The organism is Marmoricola sp. URHA0025 HA25, assembly GCF_054059435.1.
In genome coordinates this window covers 3,643,849-3,669,469 of record NZ_JBSSCD010000001.1, presented here as the reverse complement: position 1 = coordinate 3,669,469, position 25,621 = coordinate 3,643,849, and the positions used below count along the sequence as shown (strand labels likewise).

At 64.7% G+C, this 25,621-nt stretch carries 22 protein-coding genes; 7 read left to right on the top strand and 15 right to left on the bottom strand.

From position 1 onward, the window contains the following. Positions 1-38: 38 nt before the first annotated feature. Together pgmB and ACVW00_RS18070 are read right to left on the bottom strand one after the other, a co-directional pair. A complete protein-coding gene (pgmB, locus tag ACVW00_RS18075; protein ID WP_457112280.1) occupies positions 39-749 on the bottom strand; it encodes a beta-phosphoglucomutase in 711 nt (236 codons plus the stop codon). Continuing rightward, on the bottom strand, positions 746-1,984 hold the full coding sequence (locus ACVW00_RS18070) for an ROK family transcriptional regulator (RefSeq protein WP_457112279.1): 1,239 nt from the start codon (positions 1,982-1,984) through the stop codon (positions 746-748). The genes pgmB and ACVW00_RS18070 overlap by 4 nt, the downstream gene beginning before the upstream one ends. 269 nt (positions 1,985-2,253) lie before the next feature. Here ACVW00_RS18070 and ACVW00_RS18065 point away from each other — a divergent pair, with 269 nt between their 5' ends. The 5 genes from ACVW00_RS18065 to ACVW00_RS18045 all read left to right on the top strand — a co-directional run bounded on the left by ACVW00_RS18065 (position 2,254) and on the right by ACVW00_RS18045 (position 7,874). Next, the gene (locus ACVW00_RS18065; RefSeq protein WP_457113137.1) at positions 2,254-2,982 is read left to right on the top strand and encodes an ATP-binding cassette domain-containing protein; all 729 of its coding nucleotides are present in this window, start codon (positions 2,254-2,256) and stop codon (positions 2,980-2,982) included. A gap of 32 nt (positions 2,983-3,014) precedes the next feature. Next, entirely contained in the window at positions 3,015-4,067 is a 1,053-nt protein-coding gene (locus ACVW00_RS18060) for an ABC transporter permease (protein ID WP_457112278.1), read from the top strand. A gap of 40 nt (positions 4,068-4,107) precedes the next feature. Next, entirely contained in the window at positions 4,108-5,103 is a 996-nt protein-coding gene (locus ACVW00_RS18055; protein ID WP_457112277.1) for a sugar ABC transporter substrate-binding protein, read from the top strand. 14 nt (positions 5,104-5,117) lie between these two features. Further along, positions 5,118-6,011: a cyclase family protein gene (locus tag ACVW00_RS18050; protein ID WP_457112276.1), complete on the top strand. Its 894-nt coding sequence runs from the start codon at positions 5,118-5,120 to the stop codon at positions 6,009-6,011. 117 nt (positions 6,012-6,128) lie between these two features. Next, positions 6,129-7,874, top strand: coding sequence for a glycoside hydrolase family 3 protein (locus tag ACVW00_RS18045; RefSeq protein ID WP_457112275.1), 1,746 nt, complete (start codon positions 6,129-6,131; stop codon positions 7,872-7,874). Between the two features lie 192 nt (positions 7,875-8,066). Here ACVW00_RS18045 and ACVW00_RS18040 read toward each other — a convergent pair whose 3' ends face one another. The 6 genes from ACVW00_RS18040 to ACVW00_RS18015 form a co-directional block, all read right to left on the bottom strand. After that, complete coding sequence (locus ACVW00_RS18040; RefSeq protein ID WP_457113136.1) at positions 8,067-8,801, bottom strand: IclR family transcriptional regulator; 735 nt, start codon at positions 8,799-8,801, stop codon at positions 8,067-8,069. Between the two features lie 77 nt (positions 8,802-8,878). Continuing rightward, the gene (locus ACVW00_RS18035; protein ID WP_457112274.1) at positions 8,879-9,751 is read right to left on the bottom strand and encodes a dioxygenase family protein; all 873 of its coding nucleotides are present in this window, start codon (positions 9,749-9,751) and stop codon (positions 8,879-8,881) included. Further along, complete coding sequence (locus ACVW00_RS18030) at positions 9,738-10,829, bottom strand: maleylacetate reductase (RefSeq protein WP_457112273.1); 1,092 nt, start codon at positions 10,827-10,829, stop codon at positions 9,738-9,740. Before ACVW00_RS18030 ends, ACVW00_RS18035 begins: the two co-directional genes overlap by 14 nt. After that, positions 10,826-11,809, bottom strand: coding sequence for a gamma-resorcylate decarboxylase (gene tsdA, locus ACVW00_RS18025; protein WP_457112272.1), 984 nt, complete (start codon positions 11,807-11,809; stop codon positions 10,826-10,828). The genes ACVW00_RS18030 and tsdA overlap by 4 nt, the downstream gene beginning before the upstream one ends. Before the next feature lie 37 nt (positions 11,810-11,846). Further along, the gene (gene mhpA / locus ACVW00_RS18020) at positions 11,847-13,412 is read right to left on the bottom strand and encodes a bifunctional 3-(3-hydroxy-phenyl)propionate/3-hydroxycinnamic acid hydroxylase MhpA (protein ID WP_457112271.1); all 1,566 of its coding nucleotides are present in this window, start codon (positions 13,410-13,412) and stop codon (positions 11,847-11,849) included. A 31-nt stretch (positions 13,413-13,443) separates the two neighbouring features. Continuing rightward, entirely contained in the window at positions 13,444-14,712 is a 1,269-nt protein-coding gene (locus ACVW00_RS18015) for an MFS transporter (RefSeq protein WP_457112270.1), read from the bottom strand. Positions 14,713-15,144: 432 nt separating this feature from the next. On the opposite strand from ACVW00_RS18015, the gene ACVW00_RS18010 reads away from it, so the two are divergent. After that, entirely contained in the window at positions 15,145-16,125 is a 981-nt protein-coding gene (locus tag ACVW00_RS18010; protein ID WP_457112269.1) for an NADPH:quinone reductase, read from the top strand. A gap of 146 nt (positions 16,126-16,271) precedes the next feature. Here ACVW00_RS18010 and ACVW00_RS18005 read toward each other — a convergent pair whose 3' ends face one another. Genes ACVW00_RS18005 through ACVW00_RS17995 form a run of 3 tightly spaced genes read right to left on the bottom strand, consistent with a single transcriptional unit; the run spans position 16,272 to position 18,840 of the window. After that, positions 16,272-16,961, bottom strand: a complete 690-nt coding sequence (locus tag ACVW00_RS18005; RefSeq protein WP_457112268.1) for a 3-oxoacid CoA-transferase subunit B — start codon at positions 16,959-16,961, stop codon at positions 16,272-16,274. Beyond that, on the bottom strand, positions 16,958-17,653 hold the full coding sequence (locus ACVW00_RS18000; protein WP_457112267.1) for a 3-oxoacid CoA-transferase subunit A: 696 nt from the start codon (positions 17,651-17,653) through the stop codon (positions 16,958-16,960). Before ACVW00_RS18000 ends, ACVW00_RS18005 begins: the two co-directional genes overlap by 4 nt. Further along, complete coding sequence (locus ACVW00_RS17995; RefSeq protein WP_457112266.1) at positions 17,650-18,840, bottom strand: thiolase family protein; 1,191 nt, start codon at positions 18,838-18,840, stop codon at positions 17,650-17,652. The genes ACVW00_RS18000 and ACVW00_RS17995 overlap by 4 nt, the downstream gene beginning before the upstream one ends. Positions 18,841-18,911: 71 nt before the next feature. On the opposite strand from ACVW00_RS17995, the gene ACVW00_RS17990 reads away from it, so the two are divergent. Continuing rightward, on the top strand, positions 18,912-19,799 hold the full coding sequence (locus ACVW00_RS17990) for a LysR substrate-binding domain-containing protein (RefSeq protein WP_457112265.1): 888 nt from the start codon (positions 18,912-18,914) through the stop codon (positions 19,797-19,799). 583 nt (positions 19,800-20,382) lie between these two features. On the opposite strand, the gene ACVW00_RS17985 is transcribed toward ACVW00_RS17990, so the two are convergent. The 4 genes from ACVW00_RS17985 to ACVW00_RS17970 form a co-directional block, all read right to left on the bottom strand. Beyond that, positions 20,383-20,670: a DUF4913 domain-containing protein gene (locus ACVW00_RS17985; RefSeq protein WP_457113135.1), complete on the bottom strand. Its 288-nt coding sequence runs from the start codon at positions 20,668-20,670 to the stop codon at positions 20,383-20,385. Between the two features lie 543 nt (positions 20,671-21,213). After that, positions 21,214-23,190 (bottom strand): acetate--CoA ligase, encoded by a 1,977-nt coding sequence (gene acs, locus ACVW00_RS17980; protein WP_457112264.1) that lies wholly within the window; start codon positions 23,188-23,190, stop codon positions 21,214-21,216. Then, the gene (locus ACVW00_RS17975; RefSeq protein WP_457112263.1) at positions 23,183-24,040 is read right to left on the bottom strand and encodes an MBL fold metallo-hydrolase; all 858 of its coding nucleotides are present in this window, start codon (positions 24,038-24,040) and stop codon (positions 23,183-23,185) included. The genes acs and ACVW00_RS17975 overlap by 8 nt, the downstream gene beginning before the upstream one ends. 68 nt (positions 24,041-24,108) lie before the next feature. Then, a complete protein-coding gene (locus tag ACVW00_RS17970; RefSeq protein WP_457112262.1) occupies positions 24,109-25,572 on the bottom strand; it encodes a purine-cytosine permease family protein in 1,464 nt (487 codons plus the stop codon). Positions 25,573-25,621 lie beyond the last annotated feature (49 nt).

Genomic DNA, 25,621 nt, shown 5'->3' with positions numbered 1-25,621 from the left:
CTCGCGGCGAGGCCGGGTCGGCTGCGAAGGAGGACACGTCAATCTCTCCTGACGTCCGGGGGGTACGGGCCGAAGACCACGTCCAACGGGATATCGGTGAGCGACGCGACGACCAGATCAGCGTGCGCGAGGACGTCTCGATCCCCGACTCCTATAGCAACGCAGCCTGCACGATGGGCGCCGTCAATGCCTGCGAGTGAATCTTCGATGACAACGCAGGCGCGGGCGGGCACACCGATGGCTTGCGCGGCGCGAAGGAAGATCTCCGGGTCCGGCTTCGTGTGCCTCAGCGCGGCTGCGTCGACGATCGCGTCGAAGTAGCCGGCGATGCCGACGCTTTGTAGGATCCTCGCGGCGTTCCGGCTCGACGACGCGAGCGCCAGAGGGATCCCCTTGGCACGCAGCCACTTGAGCATGTCAGCTGCGCCGGCAAGGAGAGCTGTGGCGTCGAGCAGATCAACCTGCTCCTGGTACCAGGCGTTCTTCCAGTCGGACATTTCCATTCGCTGATCCGTCGCAAGCTCCATTCCGCCCGTACGTACGACGATCTGGAGTGCCTCGTCTCGGCTCACGCCCTTGAGGAGGTCACCGGTTGCCGTGTCCAGAGTGAAGCCGAGTTTGGCGGCGACCTGCTGCCAGCCTTCGAAGTGCAAGCGTGCGGTGTCGACCAGCACTCCATCGAGGTCGAGGAGCGCTCCTCGGAGTGGAAGCCGCGGGGCAAGCTCGGAGGTCACGTTGATGTTGTTCATGCCGAGGTGCTCGGCTGCGCAAGCTTCTGGCCAGAGGAGATGTTGAAAAGCGAGTCAGCTACGGGAATCTCAAGCTGTTCGCGCAGCGCGGCAAGGGCGAGTTCGACCGCCCCGACGACTTCGGCGCGATCTCCCAGTTCTGCGGAAACCACCTCGACTTGCTCGCCGAGCGTGCGGGCGGCGCCGGTTCGAACTCCGCGCTGGACCGCGTCGACCAATGTGTTGCCAACTGAGCTGAGCTCGCCACCCAGGATGATGCGCGAGGGGGCAAGGAGGTTCGTGACATTCGCAAGGACGAAGCCGAGGTGCTGACCTGCGTCGGCGACCGCACGCACGAAGGACGGCTCGCCTGCCAGGCAGCGCGCCACGATGTCCTGCAAGGAGGGCTCGGAGCCATGGACGCGTGCCAACGCGGTGGCAATGGCGCCGCCAGCGGCGTAGAGCTCGAGGCATCCCCGACCACCGCAGGCACAGAGTGGTCCGGTGTCGTCGACCGACATGTGCCCGATCTCGCCGGCAGCATTGAGGCCTCCGTGGTAGAGCCGCGAGCCGAGGACAAGTCCTGCACCAAGGCCGTGCGCCGCCTTGACGTAGATGAAGTCAGCGCAGTCATTGCCCGCTCCACGGCGCGCCTCGCCGATCGCGCCCAGGTTCGCGTCGTTCTCGATGACCACTGGAACACCGAGGGCTTGAGCGATCCTGCCGCTGACGTCCTCGACCGACCATTCCCTTGCGAGTCGTCCGGGACGTGTCGGCTCGAATGGCACCGGCACACCGATCGCTGCCAGCACAACCGCCGACGTCGAGCGATCAGCGTCCTGGACCACACGGTCACGGAGTTCGGAAAGCCGCGACAAGTCAGACTGGAGCCGCCAGGCCACCCCTCTCGGGTCCGTGATCTCGGCCAAGATGGTGCCAGCTGAGTCGGCGAGCGCAATCCGCACATGTCGATGGCCGAGGTCGACACCCAGGACGAGTTGTTCACCCTCGACCAGCGACACCTCGGTGACCCGACGGCCGCCACGGGTGCTCGACGCGACGCGCACGACCTCGTCGGCGACCAGTTCCTTGACCAAAGCGGATACCGCTGCCGGGGAGAGCCCTGTCTCGCGGCTGAGCTCAGCCTGGCTGAGAGGGCCCCGGCTGCCGAGCGCGCCGAGGAAGCGTCTGCGGTTGGCGCGTCGCAACGACTGTGCGCTGCCTGCGCCACGCCGGTCGCCGAGAGGAAGATCCATGCCCGAAGACTCGCCCAGGAGCCAAGGCGATGTCAAGAGATGAACGCATGAATGCCAGCGGCAAAAATGTTGAGCGCGACTGTGTTCACATCATGAACCAAGAGGATGGATACTCACTACTTTTGGTTCATCTCTTGACAACAGTGTGACCGCAGTCTCATGGTTGCCGCATCACCTCTTCGGAGGGGACGCGGCGGCCTGAGTTCCGCATCGATCGATTTCCTAAGGAGTGCGACGTGAGCGCAAGCACCGTGATCGGCTGCCGGCGTGTGGCGAAGCAATTCGGGCACGTGCAGGCTCTGCGCGACGCGACAGTGACCGTGCATCCCGGAGAAGTGGTCGCGCTCGTGGGCGACAACGGCGCCGGCAAGTCCACTCTCCTGAAGATCCTGCTCGGCATCGAGCGCCCCGACTCCGGCGATGTCATCATGCGCGACGAGCCGGTCGACCTTCACGGTGTACGGGATGCACAGAGCAGGGGCGTCGATGCAGTTCACCAGGACCTGGCACTCGCGCCCGACCTGTCGGTCGTCGACAACATGTTCCTCGGTCACGAGGAAGTTCATTCCGGCATCGGGTCCCGCTTCGGCGTTCTCGCGCGCCGACGCATGGCCGACCGCGCTTCGGCAGCACTCGAAGAACTCTCCATCAGACTCCCCTCGTTGACAGTTCCCGTCCGAGAGCTCTCGGGCGGTCAGCGGCAAGCCGTCGCCGTTGCTCGAGCGGTCATGTGGTCGAGCACGGCGGTGCTGATGGACGAGCCCACCGCCGCGCTCGGGGCACGGCAGTCGGAGATCGTGTGCGAGCTCATGCGGACCGTTGCGGCTCGCGGTCTCGGCGTCCTTGTGGTCTCTCACGATCTGCCCCGCATCCTCAAGGCGGCCGACAAGGTCACGGTGCTGTGGCGCGGAGCGTCGGCTCTGGAAGCGCCCGCGGATGGACTCACCGTCCCGGATCTGGTCGCAGCGATGGTCGGCTACAACGCGGGTGCGGCATGACAGTCCGCGTAACAGGATCTGAGGTTGGCACCTTGAGCGAAAAGACCGAAGGACCAATCGACGACCGAGCGTTGCAACCGACCTCCACACTCGCCGCGCTCGCACGGTCGAGGGCGACCTGGGTGCTCGGCCTCGATCTCGCGCTCGTCGTGTTCTTCACCGTCGTCTCCGACAACCACGTGTTCGGCTCGCTCGCAAACGCGCAGTCCCTTCTCCTCGGCGCCACCCAGGCCATTCTTCTCGCGCTTGGTCTGTCGATGATGCTTGGAGCCGGGATCTTCGACCTCTCGCTTGGCGCGAACCTCGTGCTCAGTTCGGTCGTCGGGGCCCTGGTGATCCGTCGGTTCGAATCGGCCCCCTCGAGCGGCGCCTACGGGCATGAGTGGCTCGCCATTCTGGTCGGGCTGGGCGTGTGCCTGTGCGCGGGTATTGCCTTCGGCGTGCTCAACGGAATCCTGATCGCCATCGCCGATGTCAACTCCCTGATTGCGACGCTCGCAACCCTCGGTATCGGTACCGGGGTGGCATACCTGTTCAGCGACGGATCGGACGTCGCTGGAATGCCGGTCGCGCTACAGACGAGTATCGGTCTCAAGACGGTCGCCGACGTCCCAGTGCCTGCGGTCGCGGCGATCGTCGCGACGGTCGTCTTATGGGCTGTCGTGCGGTACACCCGGTTCGGCATGCACACTCAGGCCATCGGGAGCTCGAGGTCTGCCGCCGAGCGAGCCGGCCTTCGCGTCCGGCTCCATCTCATCGTCTTGACCTCCCTCGGCGGCGCGTTGGCCGGCCTGGCGGGGTTCATCGACCTAAGTCGCTTCGGATCGACCGCTCTGGCCGGACATCAGAACGATGCATTGGCCGCCGTGACCGCCGTGGTCATCGGCGGCACCCTCCTCCAGGGCGGCCACATCTCGATTGTCGGCACCGTCTGGGGCGCGTTCCTTGCCGTCATTCTTCAAAGCGGACTCGTCATCACAGGCGTGCAGTCGTTCTGGCAGCTCATTGTCATAGGTGTCGTCCTGCTGCTCGCCGTGGTCATCGACCGCATCACCACCCAGCGTCGTGCTCAAGCGAAATCGTGAGCACACGGAGCGTCATTCCGCCCACCTCGAAGGAACCCCTATGAACAAGCACCATGTGACGACCGCTCTGGTAGCGGGTGTGACGCTCGGACTGACCCTCACAGGTTGCGGCTCCGACAACGCCGCATCCGGCTCAGGCAGCAAATCCTCCGACATCCGGCTGGCGGGCGTCCTCGCCAACACATCGGACCCGTTTTGGTCCAGCGTTGCCTGCGGCGCGCAGGATCAGGCCAAGAAGCGCGGTGTCACCCTCAAGATGTTCACCTCGACGTCGACCGACAACAACGCGATCGCAAACAACTGGCAGTCGGCCACCCTGTCGAACCCAGACGGCGTGCTCGCAACCCCCTTCAACAACAACCAGTTCATCGCTCAGTACAAGACCTTGATGCAGAAGGGCGTGCCTGTAGTCACCGGAAACCCCTCACAGCCCCAGGCGGAGTACAAGTCGGTCACGAGCGACACCGACACGGCGCAGTTCGTCTCCGATGCGCTGAAGAACGTCGCGGACGGGGCAGGCACCATGGTCTACATGGGCGGAGCGCCCGGCATCCCTCCGCTGGAAAACCGGACCAAGCCCTTCGTCGCAGCAGTCGAGTCCGCCCGCCCGGATCTGAAGCACCTCGATGACGAGTTCAGCGGCTTCGACATCAACAAAGCTACGACGGACGCCTCCTCGCTCATCATCGCGCATCCCGACCTCAAGCTGATCATCGCAGCAGATGGCCCGGACGCGGTCGGCGCAGCAGCCGCGATCCAGCAGGCGAAGAAGGTCGGCGACATCGCGCTCATCGGATTCGACGCAGTCCCGCCGGAGGTTGACGCCCTCAAGAAGGGCACGATCTCGGCCCTGATCGCGCAGGCACCGTTCAAGATCGGCGCGACCCAGGTCGACGCTCTGGTCGACTATCTCAAGGGCGGTTCGAAGGGCCCCGTCACCTCTAAGGGTCTTGTGAAGGTGGGCAACAAGCTGTTGACCGCAGACAATGTCGATGACCCGGCCAACGCCGACTACGTCTACAAGGCGAGCTGCTGACCGAGAGGATCTGCATGCAGGAGGATGAGTTCAGGGCTCTCGCGAGCCGGGTCGACCGGTCCCGACGCTGGCCAGAGACACCCGAGCGTGGGGCCCTGAACTTCATCACCCGGCAATCCACGAGCCAGGCGCTGCACGCAGCGATCAGTGGTGAGGTGATCAGTTGCGCCGACCGGGCAGCCGCCCACTCCGCCATCACCCAGGACGAGCCCCGGCCATTGAAGACCCGCCTCGACCGGAGCGCAGAGTGGCTCGCGGTCAACGAGACACTCACACTCGAGCAGCACGGGCCGAACGCCATGACGCACCTTGATGCACTGGGACACTTCTATTACCAGGGCAGCGGGTTCGGCGGAGCAGGCGAAGACGCCGTGACGGACTCCGGTGTGACCATGAACGACGTCGTCGCGGCCGCCGGTGGGATCGTCGGACGAGGATTCCTCCTCGACCTTCCACGGCTGTTAGGCCTCCCGTACCTGCCGCTCGCGCAGACCGTCACGCTGGCTGAGCTTGAGACTTGGCTAGGACGGGCCGGTTCGCCGCGCAGCGGTGACATCCTATTCGTTCGCACCGGACGGCCTGTCGCACCGCTTCCCCCACGCGGTCAACTGCCGGAAGTGGGGGGTCTGGCGCTCGAGTGCGCCACGTGGATCTTCGACTCCGAGTTCAGTCTGGTGATCTCGGATGCCGGCATGGACTCCCCAAAGCCAGTGGTCGACAACGTCGCCACACCCTGGCACGTCCTGACCCTGACACGGATGGGCGTTCCCCTGGTTGACTTCGCTGACCTCGAGCAGATCGCCGCGGCCTGCGACCGTGAAGCTCGCTGGACATTCCTCGCCGTCGTCGCCGTCTTACCCATTTCGGGCGCGACGGCTTCCCCAGTGAACCCATTGGCCATCATGTAGAGCTCGCTTCGTTGGAGGAGAATGTGCTGGGTGTCTGATCGAGCGAGCTCGCATGCCGGATCCGGTCAAGGGGTCTTGGACCCTCTTGACGGCCTTGTGAACGACGTGTTGGCCAGGATGACCACGGCAGAAAAAGTCGGCCTCATGTTTCATTGGTCGATCAGCTTGGTGCGAGCCGCGCCTGAGCATCCACGACGTCCAGAGGTGCTCCAGGAGATCCGGAACCTCGTCTTGGACCAACACGTCACCCATTTCAATCTCCGTGGGGCAATCAAGGATGACCTCACTCCACGCGCGGCCGCCGAATTTCTCAACGAGATCCAAGACCTTGCATCCAGCTCACGCCTCGCGGTTCCAGTGACGATGTCAACCGATCCGAGGCACGGGCCCTCCTCGCAGCTCGGGATACGCATCTCATCGGGCTACCTATCCGAGTGGCCCGAGCCGCTTGGGCTGGCCGCCATCGGAGATGCCGCGCTGGTGGAAGAGTTCGCTGCCGTCACCCGCGCGGAGTACCGGGCGCTTGGAATCCATGTAGCTCTCCATCCTCAAGCTGACATCGCGACAGAGCCTCGCTGGATGCGGATCGGTGGCACCTTCGGGCAAGACCCGCGGGTCGTCTCCGAACTGGTCGCGGCATACGTCCGAGGGCTCCAAGGACCCACCCTGGGATCGGATGGGGTCGCGGCGATGGTGAAGCACTTTCCCGGCGGAGGGCCGCAAAGAGACGGCGAAGACCCGCACTTCGCTTACGGCAAGGATCAGGTGTATCCCGGCGGCTTTTTCGATCTGCACATTCAGCCGTTCAAGGCTGCCATCGCAGCGGGCGCCTCCCAAATCATGCCCTATTACGGGCGACCAGTCGGGGTGGGACGCGAAGAAGTCGGCTTCGCGTTCAACCGTGACGTGATCTCGGGCATCCTCCGAGAAGACCTGGGATTCGACGGCATCGTATGCACGGATTGGGGCGTGCTGACCGATCACGCTTTTGAAGGCGGCGTGCTGCCGGCGATGGCTTGGGGCGTAGAGCATCTCGATGTGTCCCAGAGAATCGTGAAAGCGCTCGAGGCGGGCGTCGACCAATTCGGGGGAGAAAGGTGCACGGACGTTCTCCTCGAACTCGTGGACAGTGGAATCGTCCCGGAGGAACGAATCGACACGTCCGCACGACGGCTCCTCAGAGAGAAGGCTCGCCTCGGTCTGTTCCAGGAATCGAGAGTCGACCCCGCTCAGGCAGAGGAAATCGTCGGGTCCGTTCTGGTGACCCGAAGGGGTCGTCGCGCCCAGAGCAAGGCCGCCATCCTGCTCAAGAACACCTGTGTCGGTGGTGAGCCACTCCTGCCTCTGACGGCGGCCTCGCGTTGTGAGGTCGACGGGATCGACATCGAAGCGACCCAACAGTTCGTCGAGGTCGTGTCAAGCGATCCCGACGCTCCGAGGATCTTGCGCATTGCGGCTCCCTTCGAGCCCCGCACGGAGGGTTTCGAACGGTTTCATCACGCCGGACGGCTGACCTTCGCACCTGACGAACTGGATGATCTGCTCAGGCGAATCGGTCCCCGAACAGTTGTCCTCATCGAGATGGACAGGCCGGCGATCATCCCTGAAATTCTCGACCGGGCCGGAGCCGTTGTTGCCTTCTGTGGCGCCTCGGACAAGGCACTGCTCGACGTTGTCTTCGGCCTAGTGCGTCCAGAGGGGGCGCTGCCGTTCGACCTGCCCCGTTCGATGCAGGCGGTTCAGGATCACGACTCGGACATGCCAGGAGGTATGTCGAATCCGCTCCTTCCATTCGGATGGAGTGTCGACACGACCGGCTGGCAGCCAACGTCGGACGATCCCGAAGAGATGCCATGTTCCTAGGTCGCTGAGGCGGCGGTTCGTCTCGGTGCACTCTGCGGCTCATCCAGGGACCAGGAGATGCTCCCGCGGCGAACGGGTTGTCTGGATACCGGGGCTTGGAGCGGTCCCTAAGCCTCGGCAGGGCCTTCGTGCCGCGGGTCGGGTCGATCGTCGGCACCCGCTGCAGCGAGTCGTGACCGGGGAGGTCGAAGATCACGGAGTCCCAGGAGGGGCTGAGCCCAAGTCCTCCGAGATCTGCCGGACCGTGCGGACAAGCTCACCCTCGAGTCGTGCCATCTCCGGGGCGCTGGCATGACGTGCCGGGAGGGCGAGGGCGATGACAAGCGGTAGTGACTCGCCCGCCGGAAACACGGGCGCGGCCAACGAGGTCACACCGGGAATGACGCCACCGGAAGTCTCCGCCACCCCGCGACTACGAACCTTTTCCCGGAGGCGTCGCAACTCAGCAGGTGTCGGGGTGCCGTGCGCGTCAGGCGCTAGCTGGCTGTCCAGCACCGGGCCGGTGAGCGATTCGGGCAGATACGCCAAGTAGACCAAGCCGACCGACGACGTGAGGAGGGGCAACGTTGCCCCGACTCGGACCGTGATCGGCAGAGCGAAAGAGCCGTAGTCCCATCGGACGAGCACCGGCCCCTGGTCGCCCCAGACAGCGAGATTGACCGCGTGCGTCGTACGGTCGCGCAAGCCGGGCAGGTGCTCGGAGACCAGTCCGACCTCATCCATTCGGCGCAAGGACTCAACGCCGATACGACGCGCTGCCGGACCAAGGTCGTACAGACCTGAGCGCTGCGATTGGGTGACGAGTCCGACGCGGGCAAGACTCACCAGGTAGCGGTGGGCCTTGCTCGGTCCCATCCCGCTGTCATGAGCAATCTGGGTGAGACTCATCGGCCCGAGCCCGCGCTCAAGAGCTTCCACGATGGTCATTGCCAGCTCGACCGATTGGATGCCCTTGCGCGGGTCCTCGGCGTCCGTCACGAGGGCAGGGTACCCAATCGTCACGACTACTCAGAGGTCGTCGGTGTGAGCACAAAGTCAAACGTGCTCCGCCACATTGGATCGCCGGCCGGGACCCGCTCGTACGCCGCGATCAGAGATCGTTTCACCCCAAACACCGCGTCGGATGTGAGGTAGCTGTCACCCTCGACGAACGTGTGGGTCACCAGTCGTTGGTGGCCCGGCGCGCTGATCATGAAGTGCATGTGCGCCGGGCGGTAGGGATGCCTGCCGAGGTGGCCGAGCATCTGCCCGACGGGGCCATCGTCTGGGATCGGATACGACGTCGGCTTGATCCCCCGAAACTCGTATCGGCCATCAGGCCCAGTGAGAAACCGCCCGCGGTTGTTCCATTTCGGTTGAACCCCCGGCTGCTGTACGTCGTAATAGCCGTCAGCGTTGTCGGACCACACGTCCACGCACGCGTCCTCCACGGGCGCACCGGAGAGGTCGAGGACGCGCCCGGCGAAGAGGCAAGCCTCGCCCTTACCGTCGAGACAGATGTCGTCGCCCATGGTGCGGATAGGCGCGCCCTGGACGTGGAAGGGACCGAACACGGTGCTCTCGGTGGCGCCCGGGGGACGGCGGTGGTTGATTGCATCGACGAGCATCGAGACGCCCAGGACGTCCGAAAGAAGAATGAACTCCTGACGCTCCTCACTGCAGAGCTGCCCCGCGCGGGTGAGGAACGAGATGGCGCTCTCCCACTCGGCCTCGGAGAGAGCGACGTCCTTCACGAAGGCGTGCAGGTGCCCGACGAGGCTGGCCATCACCACCGCGAGCCGTTCATCGGTCGCCGGCCCGGTCCGTTCGAGTACGACGTCCACCGACGCGTCCTCCGTGAAGTACTGCATCATCGTCTCCAGCTCAGGCTCGGTCATGCGGGCGCTTTCCTGTCCACGCCTGGTGCAGCAGGACCCGCACACCGTCGTGGTCCAATGGCCGCGGCGACCAGTACGGAGCGGCGAGCGCCATGTCGGCGACCTTCTCAAGGTCGGCCTCGGTCACCCCGAGGTCCGCCAGCCGAAGCGGCGCACCGATCGATGAGGCAAAGTCCCACAGGCCGCTTCCGATGGGTTCCCCAAAGATCTCGACAGCAGTCGCCAGCTGGTTGCGAGCCGCTTCCGCCACGTAGGCGATGGTGTGCGGCAGCAGGATGGCGTGGGTGTCGGCGTGCGGGAGATCGAGGCTGCCCCCGAGGACGTGGCAGAGCTTGTGGTGCACCGACATCCCCACCCCGCCGAGGACAGTGCCGCAAAGCCATGCCCCGTACAGGGCGCGATCCCGAGCATCTCGGTCCTCGCTATCCCGGACCAGAGCGGGCAGCGCCTCCGTGAAAGCACGTAGACCCTCCGTAGCGAGCACGGAAAAGATCGGGCTGCCGTCCCGGGCATACAAACCTTCCAACCCGTGTGCCATCGCGTTGAGGCCACTGGTCACGCTGAGTGCCAGCGGAAGTCGGTCGGTCAGCGACGGGTCATAGATCACCGTCTCCGGCAGAATTTCCGGTCCACTACGGGTCCGCTTGACTCCGTCCTCGGTCTCGCCCAGCACGGCTGTGACCTCGGAACCTGCGTAGGTGGTGGGGATGACAACTTGAGCAACGCCCGTCCGCGCTGCGATCGCCTTGCCAATACCTGTGGCGGAGCCGCCCCCGACGGCGACGACACCGTCAGCGCCGAGTGTCGCCATCACGGCGAGTGCCTCGTCCGTAACGTCGACCGGGGTGTGCATGGTCGCCCCCGCGTACTGGCCCGCCGCAAGATTCCCGAGCCCAGTGACCAGGTCAGCACCTTGGGCCGCTTGCTCCGGCGTGGTCAGCACTAGCGCTCGACGTATTCCAAGCGACTCGACCTCATTGCCAACGCTCGCCAGCGATCCGCGCCCGAAGACGATGCGTGAAGGGGCACCGACGTGGGTGAACTCGAGCGGCAGGACTGGGGTCATCGGGGTGCTCACAGTTTGAAAAGCCTAGTTGCGTTGGTTCGGCCGATCTTGGTGCGGTCGCCTTCGGAGATCGACGCCGAGTCGAACCAGTTGGCCGCGTGGTCGATGTTCTCGAACGGCCAATCGGTGGAGAACATGATGCGGTCCGAGCCGATCTCGAGGAGCGCGTCGATGAGGGTCTGGGTCCGGAAGTTGCCCGAGGTCGTGATGTGGAAGTTCTCGCAGAAGTAGTCGACGAAGCGGCGCTGTGCCGGGTACGACTTGGGGAGGTCCACCCACGCGTTCCGGTTGTCGATGCGCCACAACATTGCCGGGATTCCTTCACCCATGTGGCCAACCACGATCTGCAGCGACGGATGTTCGTCGAACAGCCCGGACGCCATCAGGCGCAGTGCATGAACAGCCGTCTCCTGCGCGAACGCCCACGTCGGGCCGAGCAGCCAGGGATGCCCATCGTAGATGCGGGCGTCCTGCGGAAGAGGGTTGCGCGGGTGCAAGTAGAAGGGCACATCGAGAGATGCGACCTCAGCCCAGAAAGAGCGGTACTGAGGGAGGTCGTAGTAGAGCGGGACCTGACCGGAGCCATGCGAGGCACTCTGGGAGAAGCCGTTGACCAGCGCTCCGACGAAACCGAGGTCGTTCACGCAGCGGTGCATTTCCGCAGCCGCGGCATCAGGATCCTGCAGCGGAAGGGCAGCGAAGGCGCGGAAGCGATCGGGGCGCTTGGCGCACTCCTCCGCGAGCGCATCGTTGGCGAGGCGCGCGACCTCCACGGCACGGACGGTATCGGGGATCGCTTGCACCGCCGGTGCATTGAGCGAGAGGATCATGATCTCGATCCCGTGCTCGTCCATCAGTTTGAGGCGCCGATCCTGCACGTCGAGCAGTCGGTCTTGAAGCTCCTCCCAATATGTGCCCGGTACGAAGCCGGCCGAGTCCTGCAGCGTCTCCGGTATTGCCCAGTGCTCCTCGAGCGCGATCTTGCCGATCATGGGTTGTCCTCTCATCGATCATGGGTAGAAGCAGCGCTCATGCAGGTGCGCGGAGTTGTCCGAGCAATTCCTTGGCGAGGCCCGCGAGTTCCTCGCCGTCCCGCGCTACGCCGTACACATAGCTGTCCGGGCGGACCAGCGCCGCCGCGTTCCCGGTCGCCGCGAACCACCGGGTGTAGACACCCCCCGTGTCGGACACGTCGGCCGGCTCGAACATGCTCGCCAGACTGAAACTGACACTCCGACCGCCGAGCGCCGCGATAGATGCCCGTGTCGACTCTGGCAGCGCGGCGATCGTCGCGGCGCTGTCCACAACCATCAACCACCCGGTCCCGACCACCTCGTCAAAGAGCGCGGTGCCTTCGGTTGCTGAGGAAACGAGTCCCTGCGGGAAGAGCTCGCCGCCACCAGTAGAGATCAGCCGGCCCGCGAGCGATGGATAGACGAGCTTGTCAGGCTTCTCGTTGGCCAGGCGAGCCGCGATCATGCTGGCGTCGCGGTGCTTTGCCTCCTCGACATCGCGCATTGTCTGAACTCTGCCGAGCTCGACCGCCTTTTCGGTGATGAACCGGACGTGTGGCTCGCGCTCCTCCTGGTAGCTGTCCAGAATCTCCTCGGGGTGACCCCCCAACACCATGCCCAGCTTCCACGCCAGATTTCGAGCGTCGCGAATGCCAGAGACCATCCCCTGGGCAAGGAATGGAGGCATCTGATGCGCTGCGTCACCCGCGAGCAGGACCCTTCGATCCCGCCACCGCTCGGCAATGCAGGAGCGAAAGGTGTAGTTCGCAACACGGATGAGGTCTGCCTCGTCCGAGCTGACGTAGTCGCCCACTCGGGCCCAAACCTGCTCGGGCTGGGTCGCTTCATCGCGCGTGGTCTCAGCCTCGAGTCGAAACGAGAACCGGTGGTAGCCAGGGCCAATGTTCACGATCGCGATCGGTTCGGCGGGGTTGCAAACCTGGCGGAACGTCGGCAGTCCTGGGACGTCGCGGCGGAGCTGGAAGTCGCAAACCAGCCAGTTCTCGAAGAAGCCGTAGTCGTCGAGGCCCGCATCGATCGCTTCGCGAACGAAGCCGTTACCTCCGTCGCAACCGACGACGTAGCGCCCTCGTACGGTGGTAGTGGCCTGGTGGCTGTCGACCGCCGTCAGGGTGACCCCGTCCGCATCCTGCTCCAGGCCGATCACCCGGGTGCCTCGACGCACGTCAATGTTGGGTATCGAAGTGACGAGGTCGTCGAGAACCGACTCGACGTGCGGTTGGTACATCATGTACTGAGCCGGCCAACCGCACCGCCCTGGATTGTCGTATTCGATGTCGAGCAGCACCTCGCCGCGGCCGTTGACCCAGACGTACCCGCTCTGCACGTTCGTGCCTGGCAGCATCTTCTCGGCGATGCCCAGTTTCTGGAAGGTTCGCATTGTCTCGTCGTCGAAAGCGGCAGCGCGGGGCAGGTTGTAGAGCCCCGCATACCGCTCCAAGGCAACAACGTCGAGTCCCTGCTGCCCTAGGAGGGCGGCCAACGTCATGCCGGTCGGCCCGCAGCCGACGATGATGACATCGACCGGAGGACTGCTCTCGGTATCCGTGTGCGTGGTCATGATGGTTTCCTTGTGGTCGGCGCGACGGATGTCAGCGAACGGGGGCCGCGAACGCTTCGCCGGCACCCTCGATGGACGGCCGTCGGTCGGCGATGACCGGGACGCATGCGGCGAGCAAGGCGCCGACGAGCCCAGGGATCGCGAAAAGGTAGAAGTTCCATCTCACGTCAAGCGATGAGGTCAGAATCGCGCTACCCATCGTCGGACCGACGATCGCACCGATGCGGCCGATCGACAACGCCCACCCGATGCCAGGGCCGCGGAGGTCGTCCGGGTACTTGGTAACAATGAAGGCGTTGGTGAGCACCTGCGAGCCAATGAAGCCGAGACCGCTGACGAACATCGCGACGAACAGCACGACGAGCGGCGGCCTGCTGCTCATCACGAGCAACGCGGCCGAACCTGCCAGGAACGAAGTCACCACGACGCGCTTGATGCCGAACCGCCCCGCGAGCGCCCCTCCCGCGATCATCCCTGCCGCGGCTCCCAACCACATCGCAGCGGCCTGCAACAGCGACGAACCCAGCGAGTATCCGGCCGCTTGCATGATGGTCGGGAGCCACGTGCTGATGCCGAAGACAAGAAGGAGGCCGCAGAAGGAGATTGCCCAGAACAGCAGAGTAGGAATCCACACGCCGCGTCCGAAAAGGGCCAGAAGGCCACCGAGGTCGTTGCGACGGGCAGCAGTGTGGATGGTGGGTGTGTAGGGGCTTTCGGGAAGAAGCCGCATTGCCAGCGGCAAGAGCACCACGGCAGGAACAGCGCCGATCGCGTAGATCCAACGCCACGACTGTTCAGGCAACAGCGCGCTGGCCAACAGTGCGGACAGCAATGCACCGCCCGCGTAGCCCGCCATCATGGCGCCCACATTCCGGCTGCGACGATCCGGCTGCGAGATATCTGCGACGTACGCGGTCAGGGTCGGCAACACGACCCCGATCCCTACGCCGACGACGGTCCGGGCGACCGCGAACTGGTCGAACGAACGCACGAGCGCGCAGGCGAGCATGCCTACCGAGAAGAGCCCAGCGCCCGCGAACAGCAGCCGTCGGCTGCCGAATCGGCGGATCAACAGCGCACACAGCGCGGCGCCGACAAGCATGCCGATGGCCAGCAGCGAGCCGACGTGACCGACCGCCTGCTTGGTGGGCGCGAGGTGGGACTGGAGTAGCGAGGGAATAGTGACGCCGTACGACGCGAGGTCGAAACCCTCGAGCGCGGCGAACCCGCCGGCGATGAGCAGGACGAGGCGTTCGCGACCGGTCCCGGCTCCGAGGCCAGCTGGCAAGTACGTCGTCATGAATGAGCCTTTGCGTTAGAGGAAGATCCCGCTCTCGCGGCGGACTGTGAAGACGGTCACAACGGTAGGATTCACCTATGAGGAAGTCAATGCACAATCGTGAAAATATCTGCAAAGGCTCCGAACGAGCGCGTCCGGACGATCAACTACGTGACGGGCGACAGCGAGTACGGTCCACCAAGCCCCCTGCTGCGCACTCGGGCTGCTCGGCGCCCAGGGTGGGCTCAGGCAGGGCAGGGCTCGCGCGCGACATGGACGAGGGCGCAGCGGAATTTCTGCGCAACCGAGTAGGCACTTGCTCAGGTCTCAGAAGGCGAATCCATGCTCTCGGCCTATATTCGGAAACTTCACTGCACAACACGTTCCGAGAGTGCGAATGTCGCGCAGGTGGGTCCAGATCACAACGAAACCGAAGTAGAAGGGCGCTGAGGCGTGCTCGCATCTTGGTATGACACGCAAGGACCAGCCGCCGAAGTGCTTCAGGTCGGCGAGCTCCCCGATCCACAGCCTGGCGCTGGGGAGGTCCGCGTGAGGGTCACGATCTCCGGCGCCAATCCGGGCGACACCAAGAAGCGGCGAGGTTGGCTCGGCTCGTCAATGTCATATTCGCGAGTCATCCCGCACAGTGACGCGGCTGGTTTTGTGGACTCGGTCGGGGAGGGCGTCGATCGGGACAGGATCGGGCAACGGGTCTGGGTCTTCGGCGCGCAGTCGTACCGTCCCTTCGGCACTGCCGCGCAGTACACGGTGGTCCCCGAGGGGCAAGCGGTCGCGCTTCCGCCTGAAGTGAGCGATCAACTCGGGGCCAGTCTCGGGATTCCAGGCATCACGGCTCACCGAGCGGTGTTCGGCGACGGGCCGGTCGAGGGCACGACCGTGCTGGTTCACGGTGTCCTCGGCGGCGTGGGATCAATGGCAGCTCAACTTGCTCGTTGGGGTGGAGCGACCGTCATCGGGACCGTGGTCAAGAACGAGGATCTGGCCGAGGTTGACTCCTCCGCCGTGTCCTGTGCGGTAGCTCTCGATGAGGCAGACCCCGCCGGCAGGATCCTCGAAGCGGCGCCCGCCGGCGTGCACCGCATTGTCGAGGTTGCGCCGTCCGACAACGCGGATCTCGACTCGGCCGTGGCTGCGAACAATGCAGTCATCGCAGCGTACGCAACACGCACAGAGCGGACAGAGATCCCGTTCTGGCCGCTCTTGTTCGCGAACGTCACGCTACGCCTGGTTGGCAGTGACGACTTCTCTGCCGAAGCCAAGCAGCAGGCGGCCCGTGATCTCACCACGGCCAGCCAGGCTGGGGACCTGACGGTACGTATCGCCCAGCAGTATGCGCTCGCGAACGTCGCCCAAGCCCATGACCATGTGGACGATGGTGCGCGTGGCCGAGTTCTCATCAGCATTCCCGAATGACCTGTGTCCGTGGCGGAACAATATGAATTGCCACCACTGGCAGGTGCACGGGGCCACGCGATCGGCCGACGGCTCTTGCCACCGCCGCCGACGACGATCGACTTGCTGGCAGCATCGTGGCCGACACACAAGGGCGTCCGACCTCCTCACCCAGGTTTGGGGACCACTCCGACATCGAGGCGGCTGCGAAGTTCCTCGACACTGATACCCCACGTTTCTAAGACGACCACCTCGTCGCCGCCCACCTCGAAGACCGCGTAGTCCGTGTAGACGCGGCTGACACAGCCGACTCCGGTGAGCGGGTAGGTGCAGATAGGGACAAGCTTGGGTGAGCGGTCCTTCCCGAAAAGCGTCATCATCACGAAAACATCTTTCGCCCCGATCGCCAGGTCCATGGCGCCACCGACGGCGGGGATTGCGCCGGGTTTGCCGGTGTGCCAGTTAGCGAGGTCGCCGGCAGCGGAGACCTGATATGCGCCGAGGACGCAGACGTCGAGATGCCCGCCGCGCATCATCGCGAAGGAGTCTGCGTGGTGGAAATACGACGCGCCAGGAAGCTCCGTCACCGGCACTTTGCCGGCGTTGGTGAGGTCGGCGTCGATGTCGCCTCCGTGGGCGACGGGACCCATGCCTAGCATGCCGTTTTCGGTGTGCAGTATGACGTCGCCATCGACCGGGAGATGGTCGGCGATCCTTGTTGGGTGTCCGATGCCGAGGTTCACGAACGACCCGCCCGGGACGTCGCGGGCGATGACTGAGGCCAGTTCGTCCATCGTCAAAGCGCCGCGGTCGAGATGTTCGAGTGTCGGCGTGGTGGCGCTCGTGGCCTTGCTCATCGTGCCCCCTCAACGGTGTAGTGGCGACGACGGACCGCGACCACTCGGTCAACGTAGATTGAAGGCGTGACGACGGTCTCGGGATCGATGCTGCCCGTGTCGAGAATCTCGTCGACCTGCACGATCGTCGTGGTGGCTGCCGGCGCCATCACGGGGCCGAAGTTTCGCGCTGTCTTGCGGTAGACGAGGTTCCCGAGCTGATCGGCGCGGTGCGCCGCGATCAGGGCGTAGTCGCCTCGGATCGGGTACTCCAGTAGGTACTCGCGGCCGTCGATTCGCCGCGATTCCTTGCCCTCGGCCAAGGGCGTCCCGACCGCGGTCGGGCTGTAGATGCCACCGATCCCAGCGCCGGCGGCACGCATCCGCTCGGCGAGGTTGCCCTGCGGCACCACCTCGAGCTCGATCTCACCGGACAAGTAAAGGTCGTCGAAGACGTAGGAGTCGGCTTGGCGCGGGAACGAGCAGATCACTTTGCGCACACGACCTGCCTTAAGCAGCGCGGCAAGGCCGACCTCGCCATTCCCGGCGTTGTTGGCCACGATCGTGAGGGACTTCGCACCTTGGCGAATCAACGCGTCGATGAGGTCGAACGGCATCCCCGCAAGTCCGAAGCCTCCGACCAGAACCGTAGCGCCGTCCTCGATCCCGGCGACCGCCTCGTCTGCGCTCTCCAGGATTCGGGTCCGGCTCATCCGGCCGCCTCCTCGTTCTCCAGGACGACGGCCAGGCCCTGTCCGACGCCGATGCAGATGGCCGCGACCCCCCACCGCTCGTTGCGCTCGCGGAGGACCTTGGCGAGGGTGCCGACGATCCGTCCGCCGGAGGCACCCAGCGGGTGGCCAAGAGCGATCGCGCCACCACGGGTGTTGGCGATCTCGGGATCGATCGGCCACGCGTCGACGCAAGCGAGCGACTGGACCGCGAACGCTTCATTCAGTTCGACTGCGCCCACATCGGACCAAGAGATTCCGGCGCGGGCAAGTGCTGCGTTGGCGGCCGCAACCGGCGCGTACCCGAACGACTGTGGCTCCAGAGCGGAGGCAGCTCGGCCGGCGATTCGAGCTGTGGGGGCGGTACCGATCCGGTCGGCGGCCGCTGCTGAGCCCAGGAGGACGGCAGAGGCTCCGTCGCTCAGCGGGGAGGCGTTCCCAGCCGTGATCGTGCCGTTCTTGCGGAAGACCGGGAGGAGGCGGGCCAGGTCATCTAGCGTGCTGTCCGCCCGGATGCCTTCGTCGCGCGCTACCTCGGAGTCCTTCACCTGGACGACGAGATCGTCGTAGAAGCCCTCTTCCCAGGCTCTATGTGCCAAGTGATGGGACTTGGCTGCGAAGGCGTCCTGCCGTTCGCGGGAGATACCAAAGCGCTCCTGCAGCTGTTCGTTGGCCTCGCCGAGGCTGACCGTCCACTCCTTGGGCATCGCCGAGTTGACGAAGCGCCAGCCGAGCGTCGTGGATACGGCGGCGACGTCGCCGGCGGGGAACGCTCGGGTGGGCTTGGGCAGCACCCATGGCGCGCGCGTCATCGATTCGACACCGCCAGTCAGGACAACGTCGGCGTCGCCGGTCTCGATGGTTCGCGATCCGAACAGGATGGCGTCAAGACTCGACCCGCACAGTCGGTTGACCGTCGTTGCCGGCACCCCGACCGGGAGACCGGCGAGGAGAGCGGCCATCCGCCCGACGTTGCGGTTGTCCTCTCCGGCGCCGTTGGCGTTGCCCCACACCATGTCGCCGATCGACGCCGGGTCGAGGCTGGGCATCCGCGCGAACAACGAAGAGATGAGACTCGCCGCGAGGTCGTCGGGACGGACCCCTGCGAGACCGCCGTTGAACTTGCCGAAGGGCGTGCGCAGCGCTGCGTATACGTAGGAGGAGGTCATCACCGGAGATTAGGCAGGCGGCTTGATATTGTGAAGTATCAATATGATACGCATCTGAGACGAGTTTCGATATGGATCTTCTACGGCACCTTCGGTATTTCGTGACGGTCGCCGAGGAGCAACACTTCGGCCGGGCCGCCGAGCGCTTGCACATAGCGCAGCCGCCGCTATCTCAGCAGATCCGCCGGCTGGAGGCCGATGTCGGGGTCGAGCTGTTCGTCCGAACCACCCGGCGCGTCGATCTAACTGATGCCGGCAGGGTCTATCTCGAACGTGCTCGCACCATCCTCGCCTCCGTGGACAACGCGGCCATCGAGGCACGACGCGTTGCCGCCGGCGTCGTCGGCCATCTGGTGATCGGGTGCGTGGGATCCGCGACCTACAGCGTGGTGCCGGCGCTATCCCGACGCCTGGCGGACGAACTTCCCGGCGTCGACTTCTCCTTCCGCGGCGAGATGCTTGTATCCGAACAGGTCGACGCCCTAGGAGACCGCACGATCGACATTGCCCTCCTCAGGCCGCCCGTGTTGGACAGCGCCCTCACAGTTGCGTCGCTCCGGATGGATCGTCTCGTTGTGGCTGTACCAAGTGGCCATCGACTCGCGGCGCGTAAGCAACTGCGTGTCACCGACCTCGCCGACGCCGACCTGATCATGCACTCCGCTGGCCGCCGCTCTGCCATGTACGACGTGGTACGGCGCCTGTTCGCCGAGGCGGACGTGGCGCCGCGCGTCCGACACGAGGTCGGTGACACCTCGACGCTGGTTACTTTGGTAGCGGGGGGCCTTGGCGTTGCTGTTGTACCCGAGCCCGTAAGGGCCCTCACCATCGATGGCGTCGCCTTTCTTCCTCTCCGCCCGACGACAGCAATCGAGCTCGCCGTCGCTCATCTTGCTGGCCGCACGGAGCCGCACCTTCGGCGAACGCTCGGCGTTGTAGCCGCCGTCGTGCGCGCGTGAACTCCGTGGCGCGCGGTTCCAGGATGTCAACGAGTGGGAGCTGCAAACATGCTACGGATCGTTGAGATCCGGCCTAGAGCCACGAGCATTTGAGCCATCCAAACTGGTTGGTGCGCCGACTGTTGTTTCGTCATCGGAACGCGCCCTGAACCAATTGGTTCCGTTGCTGGCGCGGAGTAAGGCCCCTCAAGGACGTCGGCACCGACCGACTGGTCTTCTTACGTAGCGCATCCAATGCGCGACCGATGCGGTTGTGGGATCTGCGTCACACCGGTGCCAGTGACGCGGAGCCCGCGACGCGACGTTGCGGCGCTGGATCCGCGTTTACTCCGCGGAATGGGCCCGAGGAAGCCCGAGATCTCCCGTGCTGCGCGGGTACAGTCGTAGCCGACAATGACGCCGATGGTGAGCGTCGGCCCAGGTCAGAGCGCGTTTCGCCGAGATGTTTCCAGATCCGACGAAGCGCGGAGTTGGCTCTCTCGCAATGAGAAGGTCAGGGGATCGAATCTCGAGACGAAGCCGTTGCTGCCGCCATGTCCAAGCCTGGCGCGGGGACTGCTCGATTGCCAGGGCAGGGGAACCTTCAGAGTCGAGGATCGCCGGCGCCTGCGCTCGTTGCGTCATGAGCGGGCTCCACATCCTCCGTGCCGTAGGCGGTGGCAGGACGTGTCTGGTGTTTGGGATTGCAGTTGAGGCTGAATGGTCCGTGTTCAATGCGGTGGAGAACGCCGGGTAGCCATCGGTCGTGCCAGTCGGCGGCCGCGGTGAGGCTGGGATCGGGCTCTTCGTAGGCTGCTTGCCAAGCAAGCCACAGGGCAGTGAGTTCCTCGACGATCTCGGGGTGATTGCTCCAGCATGGTGGGATCTTCATGGCCACGGGTAGCGATGCCTGACCCAGTTCATCCAGGTCTCGAGTTGCGCGGAGAGCTCGCCCTGCCGCGTCAGGTACTCGTACCCCGACCCGGCTGACAGCTTCTGCAGCGTCATCGTCATGCACCTTAAGGCCGGAACCGGTGCGCGAGTGGCTACGTCAGGCGGGACCAATGAAATAGGTGTGTGAAGAAGGGGAACGGATTGGGTAGCGGGCTGGATCGAGGGCAGGTGCAAGGGGTGGGTAGCGGTGATTGCCTGATTGAGAGGTTGGGAGGTCAGTGTCAGGAAGAGGGGGAGTGGCGACCCGAGATGCGGTTTTCGGGATGGAAACGCGGTACGACGGCTCGGGGAGGATCGCGCCACCGCCGCCCAAGCAGGCCGGAGGAGTCTTGCCCCGCGGAAAGTGCACTCATCTGGCACTCATCCGATGAGCGTGCGCTCCTGTAGAGGGCAAAGCGGCGGCTCAGCCTCTGACCCGGGCCTCGCGCTCCTCGGCGGCCCGAAGACGGTGAGCGCCGAGGAATCGGGCGGGTCTGCCCTATCAGTCAAACGCCGAGGCCGCTGCGGCCTTCTCCTTTAGGAGATCCATGACGTTGGAGTCGGCCAGTGTCGTGACGTCGCCGACCTCGCGGTGCTCGGCCACGTCACGCAGCAGGCGGCGCATGATCTTGCCCGACCGGGTCTTCGGCAGCTCCGGGACGATCATGATCTGTCGCGGCTTCGCGATCGCGCCGATCTCCTTGCGGACGTGGTTGCGCAGTTCCTCGACGATGTCCTCGCCCCCGTCGCCAGCCTCCTCGCGCAGGACGACGAACGCGCACACGGCCTGGCCGGTGTCGTCGTCCTTGGCGCCGACCACGGCCGCCTCGGCGACCTTCGGGTGCGAGACCAGCGCGGACTCGATCTCGGTGGTGGAGAGCCGGTGGCCGGAGACGTTCATGACGTCGTCGACGCGGCCGAGCACCCACAGGTCACCGTCGTCGTCCTTCTTGGCGGCATCGCCGGCGAAGTAGTAGCCCTGCTTGGCGTACTTGGACCAGTAGGTGTCCTTGAAGCGCCCGTCGTCACCCCAGATCGTGCGCAGCATCGAGGGCCACGGCGCGGTCAGGACGAGGTAGCCGCCGGATCCGTTCGGCACCGACTCGCCCTCATCGGTCACCACGTCAGCGGAGACGCCGGGGATCGGGATCATGGCCGAGCCGGGCTTGCCGTGTGTGACGCCAGGCAGCGGGCTGATCATGATCGCGCCGGTCTCGGTCTGCCACCACGTGTCGACCACAGGCGTGCGATCGCCGCCGATGACGTGGCGATACCAGACGTACGCCTCGGGGTTGATCGGCTCGCCCACGGATCCGAGGATGCGCAGCGAGGACATGTCGTACTTGTCCGGGATCTCCCGTCCCTGCTTCATGAAGGAGCGGATCGCGGTCGGAGCGGTGTAGAAGATCGTCACCTTGTGCTCGGCGATGATCTTCCACCACCGGCCGCGCTCGGGACTGTCGGGAACGCCCTCGTACATCACCTGGGTCGCACCGTTGGCCATCGGCCCGTAGACGATGTAGCTGTGCCCGGTGACCCAGCCGACGTCGGCGGAGCACCAGTAGACGTCGTCGTCCTTGAGGTCGAAGACCGCCCAGTGGGTGAACGAGGTTCCGGTCAGGTAGCCGCCGGTGGTGTGCAGGATGCCCTTCGGCTTGCCGGTCGTGCCGGAGGTGTACATGACGTAGAGGGGGTGCTCGGAGTCGAAGGACTCGCACTCGTGCTCGGTGCTGGCCGACTCGACGGCGTCATGCCACCACACGTCCACCGAGTCGTCCCAGTCGACCTCCTGGCCGGTCCGGCGTACGACGAGGACGTGGGTGACATCGTGTCCCTCCGACTTCGTCTTCGCCCGGGCCTCGTCCACGGCAGGCTTCAACGCCGACGGCGCGCCGCGGCGGTAGCCGCCGTCGGAGGTGATGACGACCTTGGCCTGACAGTCCATGAGCCGGCTCGCCAGCGCGTCGGCGGAGAAGCCGCCGAAAACCACCGTGTGCGGCGCACCGAGCCGCGCGCACGCCAGCATGGCGATGACGACCTCGGGGATCATCGGCATGTAGATCGCGACCCGGTCGCCGCTCTTCACGCCGAGGTCGGTCAGCGCGTTGGCCGCCTTGCAGACCTCGTCCTTCATCTCGGCGTACGTGAGCGTCCGCGTGTCCTCGGTCGGCTCACCGACCCAGTGGACGGCGACCTTGCCGCCGTTCCCGGCCTCGACGTGCCGGTCCACGCAGTTGTATGCCGCGTTGAGCTTGCCGCCGACGAACCACTTCGCGAACGGTGGGTCGTCCCAGTCCAGGACGCGATCCCACTTCTGGTCCCAGCTCAGCCGCTCGGCGGCCTCGGCCCAGAACGCCTCGCGGTCCTGGCTCGCGCGCTCGTACGCCTCCTCCTTGAGATTCGCGTCCTCCGCGATCGCGGCCTGCGGCTCGAAGCGGCGGTCTTCCTTCAACAGGTGCGAAAGGGCCTCGTCAGTCATGGAGTTCTCCCCCGCGGCTCTCATCGACTGCGGGCTCGAAGTCCTTGTTGACTACGATCGAGAAGTCGTTGAACCGCGCTTCTTTGAGCTCAGAGCCGAAACAGTCGCTCGTAGGAGTGAAGCCGCCGGGCGGCTCGCTGGTCGTTACCAGTTCGAAGGCGCTGGCTACTCGCTCGAGAAACTCCGGGTAGCTTGTATAACGAGCACCGTGAGCGCTGAAAATCGTATCGACGAGATGCCCGGTCTCGCGAGCCAGACGACGCGTCGACTTAGCGAACAGGGCTAGATCCGAGTTGACGAACTGCGCATAGATGGGACCGGTGTCCACGGTGTCCCCGCTGAATAGAATTTTCTGTTCTTCGTTGAGCAGACAGATCGAGTCGATCGTATGGCCGGGAGTATGGAGGACTCGAAGTTTTCGATCTCCTAGATCGAGTTCATCGCCGTCCGCGAGAAGTCTCGTGGGGATGGTGGGCGTGGTCTTCCATTGACTTCGGTCAAAGTCTTCGGGGAATTGCCGCATCTGCATCTCGCGACCGAGAACCTGGAACCAGGTCTCATCGATCGCGCGGAAGGCTCCGTACTGCTCGAGCATCTCCTGAGCGAATTCGAGATAGGCGGGAAACCAATGAGGGGGCTGCTCCCGCTGAAGAAACTTTTCCCCTTCTTCGTGGATCGCGATTGTGTTGAACTCATGGTTGCCGCCGACATGGTCGAAATGGTGGTGCGAGTTCACGACCATCACTGGCTTGTCGGTGAGCCCTTCGACGCAAGCCCTGATGCTCGATACACCCAGGCCAGTGTCGAATAGCACTGCACGATGTGAGCCTACGATCAGGTAACTGTTCACGTGCATTGGTTCGCTCACAAGGAAGACGCCTTCGCGAAGACGCTGCGTGGCGAACCACCCCGGGCAAGTCATGCAAGCTCGCTAGTGCTGCGCGCAGGGGCATCGCTGCGAACGGCGGACGGCGAGTTTCGTTGGGGGAGGACGCAAAGAGCCCAGTAGGCCACCGCTCCGATCACGAGTCCGCCGACGGCGCTTAGGTCGCCTCCGTTGAGGAGACCATCCGAAAGTGGGCCGACGAAGTAGGGAGTGTTTGAGAGCATCGCCGAGCCGACCATGCCGATGAGCAGTGCAACTACCCCGCCCCAGCGAATGCCGCCGCTGTACCAATAGGGACCTGACCGCTCGTGGAGAGCCCTGGCGTTGTACCGCCCCTTCCGGACAATCAGCTCGACAAGGTAGATGCCGAAGAAAGGAGCGAGCCAATAGATCGACCAGAGGAGGAAGTTCTGCAGCGCCTCAAGGAAGTGGGCCGCGATCAGAACGCCGTAGAGAGCAATCGCAGTGCCGACGATCGCGTCAATCCATACGGTGCGAGTGCGCTTCAACGGGATGCCCATGGCTTGCAGCACCAGGCCTGATGAGTAGATCGAGTAGATGCTGTTGGACATGAGGCCGAGGATCACGATCAGCAGATAGATCGGATAAAACCACCCGGGGACCACACCTCTGATGGACTCCGTGAAGTTGGTCGGGTCGACAACAGTGCCAGCCAGGATTCCGATGGCCATCAGGCAGACGGCGGGGATGTATCCCCCCGCCGCGGTGTAGAGCGCCACTGCGCGGCTTGAAGTGTCTCGCGGTAGGTAGCGCGCGTAATCAGCGGCGATTGGGTACGACAATGGTCCGCTTAGGACGACGCTGATTCCGATGAGAACGGCAGCCGTCATTGCCGATCCATGCAATGTCTGTGCGGGCTCGTAGGACCAGTCCACGTGCGGGATCAAGAAGATCGCAAAAACGACCGTGGCGATGCCGAGGGTCCACGTTAGGACCTTCTGGACGGCAATGATCGTCGCGTGCCCGTAGAGCCCTAGCACGAATGAAACCCCAGCGATGGCCAAGATGATCAGGGCCTTGGCCGGGGTGCCCACGTGCCATCCGACCTCACTCACGAGGGCGAAGACTCCGAACGCGGCTATCGCGAAGTTCACGCCCTCATAGCCGACCTGGACGATCCAGTTGAAAAGACAGGAGAGCTTGTTGCCGTGCATCCCGTATTGGGCGCGACTGACCACCATTGTGGCGGTGCCTGTTTTCGGTCCGACTGTCGCCACCAGGCCCACGAGCCCCCAGGCGGCGTTGAAGATGACGGCGAGCACGAGCGACGTAGCTAGCGGGAGCTGAAGCTCGACGAGAATTCCGCCGAAGAGCAAGTACGTGAAGATCACGTTCCCCCCGAACCACACCGGGAACAACTCCCAGGGCCGGCCGTGACGCTCCTCGTCCGGGATCATGTCGATCCCGTGGGACTCGATGTGACCCGCGGTATCCGTTTCGACGGGACCGGTGCCTGCGGCGTGGTTGGCGGTCATGGATTCTCCTCAGAGGGATGTTGAGGACATGAAAGGTAACGTGCGCCAG